Origin of the sequence: Gordonia sp. 'Campus' (assembly GCF_022206305.1) — a bacterium.
Taxonomy (GTDB): Bacteria; Actinomycetota; Actinomycetes; order Mycobacteriales; family Mycobacteriaceae; genus Gordonia.
On the sequence record NZ_JAKOIW010000033.1, the window covers coordinates 22,764 to 38,538 of the forward strand.

Genomic DNA, 15,775 nt, shown 5'->3' on the forward strand with positions numbered 1-15,775 from the left:
GTCAGGCGGGGCGGGCGTCGCCGACCGCGTCGGGCGGCGCGCACGTCGTCCGGGTGTAGGCCGACAGTGGCAACCCGCTGCCCTCGGTGGCGAGTACGCGCAGAACCGACGAATAGGTCGCGACGAATCCCCGGATGCTGTCGTCGGCGGGATCGTGACCGGGATAGCGCGCCGACAGGGTCATTCCGCTGGGCACCCGCGCGATCCACATGTAGACCTCGCGGTCCGATCGCGAACTGCCGCGCAGGATCTGGGCGCGTGCGGCGTCCCATTCGGAAGCGCCCGGGACATGCCGGACATCGAGGTAGGACACCACGAACTCGGGTTCGCCCGCAGTGCCCAGCAACTCGACGATCCGTTGATAGGGGAACGCGGGGAGGTGCCGCACGGCGTCGATGCCGGCTGCGGTGGCGGCGAGCGCGTCGTCGAAAGTGACCGCCGCGGTCAGGTCGATCTCGAGGGGTGCGAGCCCGACGTACCATCCCACCGAGCCGGCGTACCGGGCTTCGTGGCGCGTGTGCATCGGCATCGTGACGCGCAGGGTGTCGCGTCCCGTCATCTCGCGGTAGGTGACGGCGAGGGCGGCGAACACCGCGGTCTTCGTGCCGTGACCGGCCGCGCGGGATGTCGCGCTGAGGAACGCCGCCGACTCGTCGGTCGCCACGAACTCCGAGACCCCTCGCTGACGCGGAGCACGGCGCGGCTCGCCCGTCTCGAGGCGGGGCCGCACCAGCGGTAGCCCGAACTCGGGGTAATCCTCGGACCGGTCCAGGAATCCGCGCCAGCGTGCGACGGCCGGGTGATCGACGGTGAGGCCGCGTCCGATCGTACGGTCGTGGGCACTGAAGTCGAGATGACTGCCGACGGCAGGCAACGCGGCGTCCAGCCCTTCCCGGGCGGTGAGGTACAGATGTCGGATCTCGCTCATGCTCAACAGGATCGAATAGGCGTCCATCACCATGTGGTCGGCGGCGAAGACCACGGCGAAGCCGTCCCGGCCGGTGGTGGCGATGGTGGCGATGAGGCAGTGCGGCCAGCGGGTGGGCGCGAGACGGGCGCCGAAGGTCTCGGTGAGCAGTGCGGTCACGGATTCGGGAGTGGCCATGTCGCCGACCACGTCGTCTCGGACATCGAGGTGCTGTCCACGATAGGTGCGCCGCGGTGGGTCGGGGTCGCCCACCTCCGCGTCGATTCCGGAGCGGAGCGCCTCGTGTCGGGACAGCCAGGTGCGCAGGCATGACCTCAGGGCATCCGGATCGTAGAATGCGTCGATCTCGAAAATCGCACCGAGCCAGCAATTCTCGGCTTGCTCGGTTCCCGCTGACGAACGGGTAGCGAGGGCCGCCTGGTCGTGGGTGAACGGTCGTCGATCTGCCTGCCAACCCGCCGGGTCTGCATCGGTGGTCGGAGTCCAGAGGGTCACGGTGCCCGCGGGCACCGGATAGTCGGACAGCTCGGTGAACTTCATGTTGCGTGGTCCATGCGTGGGTCATCCGTTCCCGGGCCGACAAGCACACCATGCACTGACGGCATGGCCCCCCGGCCCCATGAGTTCTATTCTGAGACAACAGAATCGCGCGTACTCCGATGCACACGCACGGCCGGGACGGATGCTCGCCGAGGGGTGCCCTCGAGACCATTCGGATGTGTCGGAGCCGCCTGCGTCCATAGCGAGACTAAGTGCATTGCCGGGCAATCCGCATGGCCAGTGGCGGGTGACCTTGATCACCTGGATACCGCCGGAGTGGGACACGGCTCGATTCGTGGGGCCGTGGATAAGTAATTGCGGCAGTGGTGATTTCGACCATCGGCGGGCGACGCGGGCGGCCTTCGATTCCGACCGGTTGCATTCGTGTAAACACCCGATGACACGTCCGTCGGCGACTCGGCCGGGGATGATCGCGAAAAGCGCGGTCGTGCAGCGGATTCACCGAAAAGTGTTGGCTTGCTTGCCTGAAACATCGACCCGCGTGTGCCTTGCGGGCCGCGATGGGCTCGCCTACCGTGAGCCGGAGTGGGCGAACCGGACATGGTGCCGGCGTATCAGGACGCACCAAGGCGACCCGTGTGGGCGGATGTCACTGTCAGGCAAAGTCATTTGGCTCCGGCTTCACCGCTCGTGGTGCGGTTCGCGTCAACGTATGTCCTCAGCACGCACGTTCTCAGCAAGCATCGGGGGTGCCATGTCATCGATCGTCCCGGCCATCGAGGCCTGCGGTCTGAGCAAGAACTTCCACGGCACACCGGCCGTCGACGCGGTCGACCTCCACGTGCCCGCCGGCCGGGTCTTCGCCCTGCTGGGAACCAACGGCGCCGGGAAGACGACCACGGTGCGCATGCTGGCGACGCTGCTGCGTCCCGATAGCGGCACCGCGCGCGTCTTCGGCCACGACGTGGTCCGGGAGGCGACCGCGGTGCGGTCGCTGATCGGGGTCACCGGTCAATACGCCTCCGTGGACGAGGACCTCACGGCACGCGAGAACCTGATGATCTTCGGGCGGCTGGTCGGGTCGTCTCGTCGGCGGGCGCGCATACGTGCCGACGAACTCCTCGAGGAGTTCGGTCTCGCCGCGGTGGCGACCCGGCGCGTCGGGCACTTCTCCGGCGGTATGCGCCGACGACTCGATCTGGCGGCGTCACTGATCACCCGCCCGCGCCTGCTCTTCCTCGACGAGCCGACCACCGGACTCGATCCCCGGACCCGTGCCCAGATGTGGCAGACCGTGCGCGATCTCGTGGCCCGTGGCTCGACGGTGTTGCTGACCACCCAGTACCTCGACGAGGCCGACGAACTCGCCGATCACATCGCCGTCATGGACCGGGGCAGGGTGGTGGCCGACGGCACCGCCGACGAACTCAAGGCGGGTGTCGGCGACATGAGCGTCACACTCGCCCTCGCCGACGCGGGGGACCTGCCGGCCGCGGCATCGGTGTGCGCTCCGTTCACCACTCGCGGAGACGTCGCCGTCGAGGACGGGGTGCTGGTCCTCCCCATGGACGACCTCGACCCGCTCGCGGAAATGCTGACCGCACTGCGCGTCCGGGAGATCACACTGACGTCGGTGAACGTTGTGCGTCCGACCCTCGACGAGGTGTTCTTCGCGCTGACCGACGGCTCCGGCCACACCGGGTCGACACCGGCCGGGTCGATGCAGGCCGGGTCGCCCCGGACCGAACCGACAGGAGTCGCGATATGACCACCGAGGCGGTGCGCGACACCCTGCTCGCCGACGGTGACACCGCGGACGAGGCGCATGACAGGGTTCGGGTGGGGTCGGCGGTCATGCAGTCGTTGACCATGACGCACCGTGGCCTGTTGAAGATCAAACACAATCCGCAGCAACTCTTCGATGTGATCGTGCTGCCCATCGTCTTCACGGTCATGTTCTCGTCGATCTTCGGCGGTGCCATAGCAGGCGACGTCGTCGGCTACCTCCCGTTGCTCATCCCGGGGGTACTCGTGCAGGTGTGTGTCGCCGCTTCCGTCGTCACCGGCGTGCAGTTGCGGGAGGACCTCGATCGCGGGGTCTTCGACCGCTTCAAGTCTCTTCCGATCGCCCGGATCGCGCCCCTGGCAGGCGCACTGACGGCCAACACGATGCGCTACGTGGTCGCGTCGGCCATCACGGTGTGTGTGGGCGTGATCATGGGTTACCGGCCGGCCAGCCCCGTTGGGGTCGCGATCGCCTGCGTGCTGATCGTCGTGGTGGCCTTCGCTCTCAGTTGGGTCTTCGCGCTGCTGGGCGTACTCCTGGACAAGGCGTCGACGGTGCAGGGCGTCTCGATGCTGGTCCTCATGCCGATCACGTTCGTGTCCAACGCTCTCGTGCCGGTCGACACCATGCCCGGCTGGATGCAGGCGTGTGCATCGGCCAACCCGGTGTCCCATCTCGTCTCTGCGGCACGCGGACTCGCGGCGGGCGAGAACGTGGGTGCCGACATCGCCTACACCCTCGTGGGCGCGGCGGCCATCCTCGCCGTCGTCGTGCCCGTGACCCTGCGCACCTACATGCGCCGGACCTGATCGCGTCCGGCGCCATTCCACCAGACCCTTGTGACCCCGTGCAGGAGGACATTCCGTGAGCTCACCCGTTTCGGTGGCCGTCGGTCGGACCGACACCGCCACGCCGATCACCTTCTCGGTGGTCGTGCCGGTCTACAACGAGGAGGACACCATCGGTGACTGCCTCACGCGGCTGGTGGCGCAGCTCGACTCGATCACCGAGATCCTGGTCGTGGACAACAATTCAACCGACATGTCCCGAGCCGTCGTCGACCGGATGCGGTTGCGGCATGCCCAGATCCGGGTCGTCGACGAGACGCGTCAGGGACTCGTCCATGCCCGCAACGCAGGCCTCGACGCCGCGGTCGGTGACATAGTCGCGCGGATCGACGCCGACACCCGGGTTCCGGAACACTGGGCACGCACCGTCGTCGAGTTCTTCGAGACCGACCGGGAACACCGATGGGACGCGCTCTGTGGACGCGGTGAGGCCTACGACGTCCCGCTCGAGGGCAGGTTCGATCGCTGGAAGACCCGGTTGCACCCGCTGAACCGTCTGCGCCGCGAGCGGGCCGTCAGCGAGATCCCCGTGCTGTACGGCTCGAACATGGTGTTGAGGCGCGAGACGTGGGCGATGATCCGCGACCGGGTCAGCATGCGCCGGGACATCTTCGAGGATGTGGACATGGGGCTCTGTGTCGGCGACGCCGGGGGGCGCAACGCGTTTCTGCGTGGTCTGACCGTGGGGGTGTCGCCGCGGCGTATGGAGACCGGTATGCGCCCGTTCGTGCACTACATGAGCTTTCTGCCGCGAACCTTCTGGCTGCACCGGCGGTACGGCCTCGCGGCGGGGTCGGCTGCCGTCTACGTCCCGGCGGTCACGGTCGCTCATGCGCTGCGGCTCATGATGCTAAGGACATACGACCACCGCACGGGCCGGATCGATCCGCGGAATCTGTTGCGAGGTGGTCCTGATCGGGTTCTTCCCTGAGCGTGAGCGGAATCCGTTGGGCACTGAGCGTGAGCGGAATCGGTTGGACACTGAGCGTGAGCGGAATCGGTTGAACACTGAGCGTGAGCGGAATCCGTGGAGCACTGTGTATCAGCGGGTGACCGCCTCCACGATGTCGGCAGCGGAACGCACCGCCTCGGCGGCCGGGATCAGTCGGCCGCGGAGGTCGGCGGCCTCCTGCCGGAAGGCGGGCGCGAGGATCGTGTCGAGCGCTGCGACAAGCGAATCGACCGTCACCCGTGCCATCGGCAGCGAGGCGCCGACGTGAGCGTCGGTGAGCGCGCGGCCCCAGATCGGCTGGTCGGCGCCCTTCCAGGTGACCAGGGTCGGCAGCCCCGCCCGGAGTCCGGCCGCCACCGAACCCGCCCCGCCGTGGTGCACTGCGGCCCGGCACCGCGGCAGGATCGCATCGTGGTCGATGTGGCCGACGACGCGGACTCTGGACTCGGTGTCGGTGTCGGGCGCGGCCGCGTCGGCCATGAAGCCGCTCCATCCGCCGGAGACCAGCAGCCGGATGCCGAGGCGCTCCGCCGCCGATCGGAAGGCCTCGGCGAGGCGGTCCGGGTTCGCCGGCAGCATGCTGCCGAATCCCACGTACACCGGTGGGTCGCCCGCGTCCAGCCAGGTCCGGAGTTCGTCGTCGAGACCACCGTCACCCACGCCTGCTCGCTGGGTGGCGGCGAGCGTGAAGAATCCGACCAGCGGCCGGGCCGAACCCCACTGTCGGACTACATCTTCGAAGAGCGCCGGGTCATAGGCCTGGATCTCGGGTACACCGGTGCGCGCGATGAGCCCGGAGTACGGCGTCGACAGTGGTGGCAACCCGAGGTCGGCCCGCAGGGTGTTCTCGGCGGCGCGGGTACCCAACCAGAGGGCGCGTTCGGCGGCACGCCAGCTCAGGTCGTTGATCACTGCCGGGGCGCGGACCCCCAGGTGGGCGAGGAGCGAGACCGAGCCGTTGCGTCTGATAGGGCAGTAGTGCAGCGGGATGTGCGGGATTCCCAGCACGGTCGAGACGTTGTGTGCGCGTTCCTGTCCCGCGCTGCTCGCCACGATCGCGTCGGCGTCACCGGCCACGTCGAGGAGTCTGCGTTGCATCTCCCGGCCACCGCGGACCGACATCGCCGACACCGCACGGAGGCGGGTGCGCGGGTTGGGGGATCGCAGGTCGGCGCGGACCAGGTCGGAGTCGAGCAGTTCGCGGGTGCTCTCACCATAGGACTCGGTGGGAATGCCTGCTCCCGAACAGAATTCGTACAGGTCGGGTGGGGCGGCGAGGGTCAGCGAGTGTCCACGCGCCATCAGTTCCGCCGCCAGGGCCACGGCGGGTTGCGCGTCACCTCGACTGCCGTTGACCGCGATCACGAACCTCACTGTCGGACCTCCCACGTGCGTGTCGGATCGCGGAGTCGTCCCCGTCTCCGCCCGGGCGGCGGCCGAACGGGACCGATTCTAGACACGACCCGTCGATGGTGCTCGCCGGCCGCGACGCGGCTATCGGGGTGGCGGGCATGAGAATCGCGATGGTGGTCAACGGAACCCGGGGCGATGTGCAACCAGCGGTGGTGTTGGCCCATGCTCTCACCCGACGGGGACACGAGGTCCGAATCGGGCTCCCTCCCAACACGATGGGTCTGGTGGGAGAACTCACAGGCGAGACCGAGACCCCTGCGGCCCGCGTCCTCGATGTCCGTCCGCTCGGTCTCGACACCCGCGCGCATCTGGAGTCGGTGGCGCGCGCTCGCGAACGTGCGGGCCGAAACCCGGTGCGGCGCCTGCGTGTGTTGGCGGGGTTGCGCGACATCGGGTGGCACCAGCTGGTCGGGGACATGGCCGAGATCGTCGACGGCGCCGACGTGATCGTCACCGGACTCGTCACCGAACAACCCGCGGCGGCGTTCGCCGAGGCCGCCGGGGTACCGCTCGTCTCGGTGCATCACGCCCCGGTACGGCGGAACCGGCACGTCGGTCCGATGCCCGGGCAACTCCCGGGTCGCTCCGGCGTCGCCGTGAGATTCCAGTGGATGCTCGTCGATGCCGCGTTCGGCATCCTGACCCGCCGACGCGAGGCCCGGCTGCGGGTCGGACTGGGCCTGCCGAGGGTGTCGACGCCCTATGCGGCGCGCCTGCGTGCGATGCCGGGCGTCGAACTGCAGGCCTACGACCCGCTGTTCGGCGCCTCAGGCGACCCGCGGTGGGACGTCGACAGCCGGTTCCGGCGACGCCCTTGTGTCGGCTTCTTCGGGGTTCCGGAGCGGAAGCCGTCCGATGCCCCGGGGTGCGGCGCGCCCGCCGGGCTGGCCGAGTGGCTCGACGCCGGCGACGCGCCGATCTACATCGGTTTCGGGAGCATGCCGCTACGCAGGCCGGAACACGCACTCGCCGCGTTCGCCGAAGTCGGACGGAGGCTCGGTCGGCGGGTGTTGGTCTGTGCCGGCTGGAACGATGTGCCATCCGCGGCCGATGGCGCCGCAGGACCCGACGACCTCCGGATCGAGGCACATGTCGATCACGGCACCGTGCTCTCCCGGTGTGCGGTGGTCGTGCACCACGGCGGGGCCGGCACCACCGCTGCGGCACTCCGCGCCGGAACTCCGTCGGTGATCTGCTGGTACGGCTCGGACCAGCCGTTCTGGGGTGCACAGCTGACACGCCTGCGGGTCGGTCGCGCGATGCCGATGACCGCCGCCGCGGGCGACCTCGATGTCGATCGCATCGTCGCCGCTGTCGGGGAGATGCTCGCACCCGAGGTCGCCGAGCGCGCCCGGCGGCTCGGCGAATCCCTCATCGGTCACGACGAAGCGGTCGGACGAGCCGTGCGCGAGATCGAACGACAGGTGCCGAGCTCGTCGGGAGAGGGGAGTCTGCCGCGGGTGGACCGTGCCCGGCGATGTCATCGCATCCGCGCGTACCGGCGCGGACCGAAGTGGAGGTGGATGTATGACGACGACGCAGTGGCACACGGGACACTCCGACGGCGGGAAGGTCGCCGCCGGCGAGCGCCTCGCGTCCGAGGACGCCACGTTCTGGTTCGTGACACCCGCGCTCGGGTGGTCGGTGGTCCTCCAGATCGTGTGGGTTCTCGAGGACGAGGTCTCGTTGGAGGCCTTGACCGCCATGAACGCGGCGCTCGGTCGTGGACGACTGCACCGCATGCTCGTGCCCCCGGCGGTGGTCGGGGCCCGTCCGTGCTGGGTCGATGCACCGGACAGTCCTCAGCTCGTCGCCGACACCCGTCCGGTGGCGGAGGCCGACATCGACGCGTGGGCGACCGCCGAGATGTCGACGGTCCCGCTCGACGCCGAGGGGGCGCGGTGCTGGCGTCTGCGGGCGGCCCCCACCGAGGGCGGCGGCACGGTGGTGTCGCTGTGCACGCTGCATGTGGTGACCGACGGACGCGGGATGCTCGCGGCGGCCGCCGAGGCCGCGGCAGCCTCGGGCGTACCACTGACCACGCCGACGGTGTCGTCGATGCCTGTCGCGGCCGCCCGTCGATCCGCGAGCGGGACGACCGACCCGGTCCCGTCGGCCGGGTGGCGGCGCCGGCGCAGGGCCGACCTCGCCGATGCCGGATCGCAGGCCCTGGCGGTCATCACGGGTCTGGTACGCGCGGCGTCGGAGCACCGCAAGAGTGCCGGAGGAGAACCCGACCCGCGTGGGGTCCGCCCGCCGATCGCCGAACGATCTCCGGCGGCACGATCCACGTGGGCCACGGCGACGATCCCGGCCGCGGAGTGGGACCGGGTCGCCGCCGAGCACGACGGCACGTCGAACACCATGTTCATCGCCGTCGTCACCGGCCTGCTCCGATCCAGCGGTCACGCGCCGCCGCCGACGCCGATCAAGGTCGGCGTCCCCGTCGACCGTCGCGAGGGGGAGGAGGACACCCGATCGAACGCGATCGCGGGAGTGTCGGTGTTCCTCACCGACGACCCGGTCGCCGGTGGCGATCTCGGTGGCATCCGCGCCGCCTGCAAGGCAGCGTTCGTCCGGCTGTCGGAGGGTCGGCGCGCACCGCACATCCATCTCCGGCCGCTGGCCTGGTTCCTGCCGCCGTCGGTCATCGTCAAGGTCGTCAGCGCGGGAAACGGTATGCCGGATGCAGTGATCTCCAACCTCGGCGAGGTTCCTCCGGAGGCGATGGTCATCGGTGGGCTGCCCGTACGCAAGATCGCCTTCCGCGGGATGGCGCAGGGCGTCGACCCGACGGCCGAGCACCGGTTCGGCGACGGTGTCCAGTCGTGGCTGGTACGCAGCCGGGATCAGGTGACCTTCACCGTCCTCGGTTGCGACGAGACGACTTTCGCGACCGACGCCGTGCTGGCCGACCTCCTCGATCGCGAACTCGCTGCCTGGGGCCTGCCCCACGAGATCTGGTGAAGCCCATGCCGAATGCCGAAACGAGTGAGGAGTGCGAATGACGATGACGGACCTGCGCCCCGCGGGTGTGCTGCGCGTCGAGGGCCCCGACGAGTCGTACCTGCTCGTGGCCGACCTGTTCGGGATGGGCGCCCCCATCCAGCTCACCTGGGTGTTCGACGCCGATCCCGGGGATGAGGCGATCGATGCGCTGCGGGCAGGCCTGGCGGCAGGCCCGCTCCACCGTGCCGTCTCGCGTCGTCGGGTGCCGCTCGCCCGGCACCGGTGGGTGCGTTCGGACCTCCCGCCCGAGACCGGCCCGGTGGAGACCATCGACGACGCCGCCGTCGGTGAGTGGGCCGACACACTGTTGCGGTCGAGTCGTCTCGATCCGGTCCGCGGGTCCGGCTGGCGGCTCGACTCGGCCCGGACCCGCTCCGGCGGACGGGTGATCTCGCTCCTCGCCTCGCACATGATCAGCGATGGCCAGGGCCTGTACCGACTCGTCGCGGCCGCCTCGGCGGGGGAGACCGCACCACTGCCGTCGGCGGCCGGGGTCCGACCGTCCCGCGCGGTGCGTGAGGACGCGGCCGACGCCGCGCGGGCGCTGCGCGCCGCGGGACGATCGCTGCCCATCCTCGTCCGCCAGGCGCGCGCGTCCCGCCGCGGGCGGGACACACCGGTGCCCGCCGCCCCGACACCCCGCACGCACTCGCGATCGGCGGACACCCGTGCCCCGGTACCGGACACGACACTGGCCACCGTCGACGTCGACGCAGCGGCGTGGACCGCGCGTGCGAATGAGCATGGCGGGACCGGCAATTCGCTCTTCACGGCGTTGCTCGCCGGTATCGTGCAACGGTCCGGCCGTCGGATCGACGGAGCGATGAGGGTGTGCATCGCGGTCAGCACCAGGGACGGGGACGAGGACACCCGCGCCAACGCCTCGGGCGGGGTCTGGATCAGGTTGTCCGAGCGGGTCGAACCACGCACCGACCTCGGCGGGATCCGGGCACTCAGCAAACGGGCCTTCGTCGACTACGCCCGCACCGGGGCCGACCAGGCGGCCGACAATCTCCAGCCGGTGGTCCGGCTGCTGCCGCGCCGTCTCCTCGGTCGGCTGATGCGCGGCATCCCGGGTCCCGACACCACCGTGTCCAATCTCGGAACGACCCCGCCGTCGGCGTTGCGTATCGGCGGGCACACCGCATCCCGATTCGCGATCCGGGCGGTGATGCAGGGGATGCCTGCCCAGGAGCGTCGCGTCCGTGGGCCCGCGATCGCCGCCTGGGCCGTCGAATACCACGACACGATCACGCTGACGTTCTTCGGAATCGATCCCGACGACTTCGGCGACCCCGCGGTCCTGCGCGAGCTCATCGCCGCGGAGCTGACCGCCTGGGAGATCGGACACCGGTTCTGGTGAGCACCCCGCACATCTCGATCCTGTTGTACGGCAGTCGGGGCGACATCCAGCCCGGGATCTGCCTGGCCCTCGAGCTGAGGCTGCGCGGCCACCGCGTCAGCGTGCTCGTCCCGCCCAACCTGGCCGGTCTGGCGCGGGCGGTGGGCCTGTCCGATGTGTCGGAGATCGGCCTCGACTCGGACACCGCGTGGTCCTCCGCCGAGGCGCGGTCGGCGCGAGGCAGTCGAAATCCGCTGTCGCGTATTCGATTCGCTGTCTCCACCGTGCTCGGAGGATTCGACGCCCTCGACGCCGACCTCGAGCGCCTGTTCCTCCGGGAGGGGGCGCCACTGGCCGGTACCGACCTGCTCGTCGTCGCCCCGCTCTGTCAGGATCGGGGTACGGCGCTCACGCAGCGCCTGGGCATCCCCATGACGGTGCTGCGGTTCGGGCCGATGTCGGTGAACGGCTGCATCGGCGCGGTGCCGGGGCCGACGGACTCGTGGTCACCCGAGTGGAAACGTCGCTCGTGGCGCGTCGCAGACCGGCTCACCTGGACGATGACCGGCTGGAACGAGAACCGCTTCCGGCGACGCGTCGGGCTGAACCCCGCCTCCCGGCCGCTTCCACGAAGATTGGACGACAACGGGACTCGGCAGATACAGGCCTATGATCCGGCGATGGTCCCCGGCCTCGCCGACGAGTGGGACGAACGCAGACCGGTCGTCGGCTTTCTCGATCTGCCCTCGACGAACCGCGCCGGCATCGCCGAGGCCGGTGCGGACGCACCTGAGCTCGCCTCATGGCTCGACGCCGGCGACCCGCCGTTGTTCATCACGTTCGGCAGTATGCCGATCATCGACCCGCCTGCGCTGCTCGCACGCTGGCGGGCCGCCGCCCGGGTCCTGGGGGTCCGCTGTCTGATCGCCGCGGGGGATGCGCGCGGCGTCGATCCCGATGATCCGGACGTGTTCTACGCGGGCGGGGTGGACCACGCGTCGGTTCTGCCCCGGTGTGTCGCCGCCGTCCATCACGGCGGGGCAGGAACGACCGCCGCGGGTCTGCGCGCGGGACTGCCGACGCTCATCTGCGCGGTCACCGCCGACCAGCCGTTCTGGGGTCAGCGCGTACGCGCACTGGGCGTGGGGGAATCCGTGCGACTGTCGACCTTCACCGACGACGAGGCGCTCGCCCGCCTCCGGCATGTACTCGCCGACGAGACCCGTTCGGCGGCAGCCACTTTCGCGAGACGGATGATCCCGCCGGACAAGGCGGCGGCCGCAGCCGCGGACATCTGTGAGTCCGTGTTGCGCTGACCGACCTCCCAACGACCGCGGCCACCGACCCTGGGGGTCGGTGGCCGCGGTGCGAGGTGCGTGGCGACTACTCGCCGAAGGCCTCGTCGAGGATCTCCTGCTGTTCGACGGCGTGGACCTTGCTCGATCCCGACGACGGTGCGGACATCGCCCGACGCGACACGCGACGGAGCCCGCCGAGCAGATCCGGCAGGATGTCCGGCAGCCACAGGCCGAGGAACGGCCACGGACCCTGGTTGGCCGGCTCCTCCTGGACCCAGCGGAACTCGGTCGCGTTGTCGTACTGCTCGAGCGTGTTGCGCAGACGACGGTGCGGCACGGGGTACAGCTGCTCGATGCGGACGATCGCGATGTCCTCGCGATTCTCCTTGTCACGCCGCGCCGCGAGCTCGTAGTAGAGCTTGCCGCTCACCAGCAGCACCCGCTTGACCTTGCCGCGGTCGGCGGTGTCGCCCTTGACGAAGCGCGGGTCGTCGATGACCGACCGGAACTTGTCCTCGGTGAAGTCCTCGACCGGGCTGACCGCGGCCTTGTTGCGCAGCATCGACTTCGGGGTGAAGACGATGAGCGGACGGCTGATGCCGTCGAGCACGTGTCGGCGCAGCAGATGGAAGTAGCTGGCCGGGGTCGACGGAAGGGCCACCGTCATCGAACCCTCGGCGCACAGCTGCAGGAAGCGCTCGATGCGTCCCGAGGTGTGGTCGGGTCCCTGACCCTCGTGACCGTGCGGCAGCAGCAGCACGACGTCGGAGAGCTGACCCCACTTGGCTTCACCGGACGAGATGAACTCGTCGATGATCGACTGCGCACCGTTGACGAAGTCGCCGAACTGGCCCTCCCACACCACGAGCGCATCGGGGTTGCCGACGGAGTAGCCGTACTCGAACCCGACGATCGCGAACTCCGAGAGCGGCGAGTCGTAGACCATGAACCGGCCGCCGTGGTCCTCGGCGCCGTCGTCGCCTGCCGGCTGCAGATGATTCAGCGGGGTGTACTCCGCGCCGGTCGACCGGTCGATGAGCACCGAGTGGCGCTGGGTGAAGGTGCCGCGTCGTGAGTCCTGGCCGGACAGACGCACGGTCCGCCCCTCCATGACGAGCGACCCGAAGGCCAGCAACTCGGCGAAGGCCCAGTCGATGTTGCCGTTGCGGGCGGCCTCGGCGCGACGCTCCAGCACCGGCTTGACGCGGGGGTGCGGGGTGAACCCGTCGGGGACGTTCACGAACGCGTCGCCGATGAGCTCCAGCGTCTTGTTGTCGACGGCCGTCACCAGCTTGGTGGGCAGTGTCTGGTCGGCCTGGATCGACGGGGACGGCTCGACACTGAACTTCTCGAGTTCCTTGACCTCGTTGAAGACGCGTTCGAGCTGACCCTGGTAGTCGCGCAGTGCGTCCTCGGCCTCCTTGGTCGAGATGTCACCGCGACCGATCAGCGCTTCGGTGTAGCTCTTGCGCACACCGCGCTTGGTGTCGATGACCTCGTACATCGCCGGCTGCGTCATCGAGGGGTCGTCGCCCTCGTTGTGGCCGCGGCGACGGAAGCAGACGAGGTCGATGACGACGTCCTTGTTGTACGCCTGGCGGTAGTCGACGGCGAGCTTCGCGGCCCAGACGCAGGCCTCGGGGTCGTCGCCGTTCACGTGGAAGATCGGCGCACCGATCATCTTGGCCACGTCGGTGCAGTACTCGGTGGAACGCGAGTGTTCCGGTGCGGTGGTGAAACCGACCTGGTTGTTCACGACGATGTGCACGGTGCCGCCCGTCCGGTACCCGGGGAGCATCGCCATGTTCAGGGTCTCGGCGACCACACCCTGTCCGGCGAAAGCTGCGTCACCGTGCAGCATCAGCGGCAGGATCGGGAACCGATCGTCGTCGTCGAGGAGGTCCTGCTTGGCGCGGACGAGACCTTCCAGGACCGGGTCGACCGCTTCGAGGTGACTCGGGTTGGCGGTCAGCGAGACGTTGATCTCGTTGTCGCCGAACATCTGGTAGTACTTGCCCTCCGCACCGAGGTGGTACTTGACGTCACCCGAACCGTGCGCCTGCGACGGGTTCAGGTTGCCCTCGAACTCGCCGAAGATCTTCGAGTACGGCTTGCCGACGATGTTGGCGAGCACGTTCAGCCGGCCGCGGTGCGGCATGCCGATGATGACCTCGGTGAGGTTGTGCTCGGCACTCTGGTCGATGACGGCGTCCATCATCGGGATGACGGACTCGGCACCCTCGAGCGAGAACCGCTTCTGGCCGACGTACTTGGTCTGCAAGAACGTCTCGAAGGCCTCGGCGGCGTTCAGCTTGCTCAGGATGTACTTCTGTTCACCCACCGGCGGCTTGACGTGCTTGATCTCGACCCGCTCCTGCAGCCACTTCTGCTGCTCGGGTTCGAGGATGTGCGTGTACTCCACGCCGACGTGGCGGCAGTAGGCGTCGCGCAGGATCGACAGGACGTCCCGGAGCTTCATCTTCTCCTGGCCGTGGAAGCCGCCGACCTTGAAGCTGCGGTCGAGGTCCCAGAGGGTCAGGCCGTAGTTCTGGATGTCCAGATCCGGGTGGCTGCTGCGGGCATCGCTGTCCATCATGAGCGGATCGATGTCGGCCATGAGATGGCCGCGGCTGCGGTAGGCCGCGATCAGCTCGAGGACGCGGGTGCTCTTGTCGACGAGCCCGGCCGGGAGGTCCCGACGCCAGCGGATCGGCTCGTAGGGGACGTGGAACGCGGTGAAGATCTCGTCGTAGAACGCATCGTCGATGAGGAGCTCGTGGATGGTCCGGAGGAAATCGCCGGACTCCGCGCCCTGGATGATCCGATGGTCGTAGGTCGAGGTCAGCGTCATGAGTTTGCCGACGCCGAGTTCGGCGATCTGCTCGTCGCTGGCGCCCTGGAACTCGGCCGGATACTCCATCGCGCCGGCGCCGATGATGGCGCCCTGCCCCTTCATCAGGCGCGGCACCGAGTGCACGGTGCCGATCGTCCCTGGGTTGGTCAGCGAGATGGTCACGCCCGAGAAGTCGTTGGCGCCCAGCTTGCCGTCACGCGCGCGTCGGACGATGTCCTGGTAGGCGGTGTAGAACTCGGCGAAACCCATCGTCTCGCACTCTTTGATGGCCGCCACGACGAGCGTGCGGTTGCCGTCCTTGCCGACGAGGTCGATCGCCAGGCCCAGGTTGGTGTGGGCCGGGGTCACCACATTGGGCTTCCCGTCGATCTCGGCGAAGTGCCGGTTCATGTTCGGGAACGCCTTGATGGCCTGGACGATCGCGTACCCGAGGATGTGGGTGAAGCTGATCTTGCCGCCGCGGGTGCGGGCGAGGTGGTTGTTGATGACGATGCGGTTGTCGATCATCGCCTTGGCCGGGACGGCGCGCACGCTCGTCGCGGTCGGGATCTCCAGCGACAGCGCCATGTTCTTGGCGATGGCGGCGGCGGGACCGCGCAGTACCTTGTTGCCATCCGCTGGTTCGGTCTTCCGGGCGTCTGCCTTCTGGGCCCCGGAGTCACCTGCTGTGGCCTTACCTGCTGCGGACTTCTCGGCGGGGGCCTTGTCGGTCTTCGGCTGAGAACGAGCCGACCCGTCGCGGCTGGCGACGCTGTGGCCGGAAGCGGCCTTCGTCGCCGCGGACTCCTTGGCGGGGGTGGGCTTGCGAGGGGTGGCACGGGCCGGGGTCTGGTCCAGGGTCACC

At 69.2% G+C, this 15,775-nt stretch carries 9 protein-coding genes and 1 pseudogene; 7 read left to right on the forward strand and 3 right to left on the reverse strand.

What is annotated here, in order from left to right:
* Position 1: 1 nt before the first annotated feature.
* Positions 2–1,468 carry a condensation domain-containing protein gene (locus MAY35_RS22380; protein ID WP_238423487.1) on the reverse strand — a complete coding sequence of 489 codons (1,467 nt, stop codon included), beginning with the start codon at positions 1,466–1,468 and terminating at the stop codon, positions 2–4.
* A gap of 715 nt (positions 1,469–2,183) precedes the next feature.
* Between MAY35_RS22380 and MAY35_RS22385 the strand changes: the two genes are divergently transcribed.
* From MAY35_RS22385 to MAY35_RS22395, 3 genes are read left to right on the forward strand one after another with little or no spacing between them, the layout of a single operon-like run.
* On the forward strand, positions 2,184–3,197 hold the full coding sequence (locus MAY35_RS22385) for an ATP-binding cassette domain-containing protein (protein ID WP_238423488.1): 1,014 nt from the start codon (positions 2,184–2,186) through the stop codon (positions 3,195–3,197).
* Entirely contained in the window at positions 3,194–4,024 is an 831-nt protein-coding gene (locus MAY35_RS22390) for an ABC transporter permease (RefSeq protein WP_238423489.1), read from the forward strand. Before MAY35_RS22385 ends, MAY35_RS22390 begins: the two co-directional genes overlap by 4 nt.
* Before the next feature lie 55 nt (positions 4,025–4,079).
* A complete protein-coding gene (locus MAY35_RS22395) occupies positions 4,080–4,994 on the forward strand; it encodes a glycosyltransferase family 2 protein (protein ID WP_238423490.1) in 915 nt (304 codons plus the stop codon).
* A gap of 111 nt (positions 4,995–5,105) precedes the next feature.
* On the opposite strand, the gene MAY35_RS22400 is transcribed toward MAY35_RS22395, so the two are convergent.
* A complete protein-coding gene (locus MAY35_RS22400) occupies positions 5,106–6,389 on the reverse strand; it encodes a glycosyltransferase (protein ID WP_238423491.1) in 1,284 nt (427 codons plus the stop codon).
* Positions 6,390–6,538: 149 nt separating this feature from the next.
* On the opposite strand from MAY35_RS22400, the pseudogene MAY35_RS23465 reads away from it, so the two are divergent.
* The 4 genes and pseudogenes from MAY35_RS23465 to MAY35_RS22425 form a co-directional block, all read left to right on the forward strand.
* Positions 6,539–7,699, forward strand: a pseudogene (locus MAY35_RS23465) (glycosyltransferase); the annotation flags it as partial.
* A gap of 256 nt (positions 7,700–7,955) precedes the next feature.
* A complete protein-coding gene (locus MAY35_RS22415) occupies positions 7,956–9,395 on the forward strand; it encodes a hypothetical protein (RefSeq protein WP_238423493.1) in 1,440 nt (479 codons plus the stop codon).
* Between the two features lie 37 nt (positions 9,396–9,432).
* Positions 9,433–10,800 carry a hypothetical protein gene (locus tag MAY35_RS22420; protein ID WP_238423494.1) on the forward strand — a complete coding sequence of 456 codons (1,368 nt, stop codon included), beginning with the start codon at positions 9,433–9,435 and terminating at the stop codon, positions 10,798–10,800.
* The gene (locus tag MAY35_RS22425) at positions 10,797–12,095 is read left to right on the forward strand and encodes a glycosyltransferase (protein WP_238423495.1); all 1,299 of its coding nucleotides are present in this window, start codon (positions 10,797–10,799) and stop codon (positions 12,093–12,095) included. Before MAY35_RS22420 ends, MAY35_RS22425 begins: the two co-directional genes overlap by 4 nt.
* Before the next feature lie 67 nt (positions 12,096–12,162).
* Here MAY35_RS22425 and MAY35_RS22430 read toward each other — a convergent pair.
* The coding region (locus tag MAY35_RS22430) for a multifunctional oxoglutarate decarboxylase/oxoglutarate dehydrogenase thiamine pyrophosphate-binding subunit/dihydrolipoyllysine-residue succinyltransferase subunit (RefSeq protein WP_238423496.1) at positions 12,163–15,775 on the reverse strand (3,613 nt) is incomplete at its 5' end.

Bases quoted from the DNA above. Each gene is read 5' to 3' on its own strand.
- MAY35_RS22415 (WP_238423493.1), top strand. From the start codon at position 7,956: ATGACGACGACGCAGTGGCACACGGGACACTCCGACGGCGGGAAGGTC.
- MAY35_RS22420 (WP_238423494.1), top strand. From the start codon at position 9,433: ATGACGATGACGGACCTGCGCCCCGCGGGTGTGCTGCGCGTCGAGGGC.
- MAY35_RS22385 (WP_238423488.1), top strand. From the start codon at position 2,184: ATGTCATCGATCGTCCCGGCCATCGAGGCCTGCGGTCTGAGCAAGAAC.
- MAY35_RS22390 (WP_238423489.1), top strand. From the start codon at position 3,194: ATGACCACCGAGGCGGTGCGCGACACCCTGCTCGCCGACGGTGACACC.
- MAY35_RS22380 (WP_238423487.1), bottom strand. From the start codon at position 1,468: ATGAAGTTCACCGAGCTGTCCGACTATCCGGTGCCCGCGGGCACCGTG.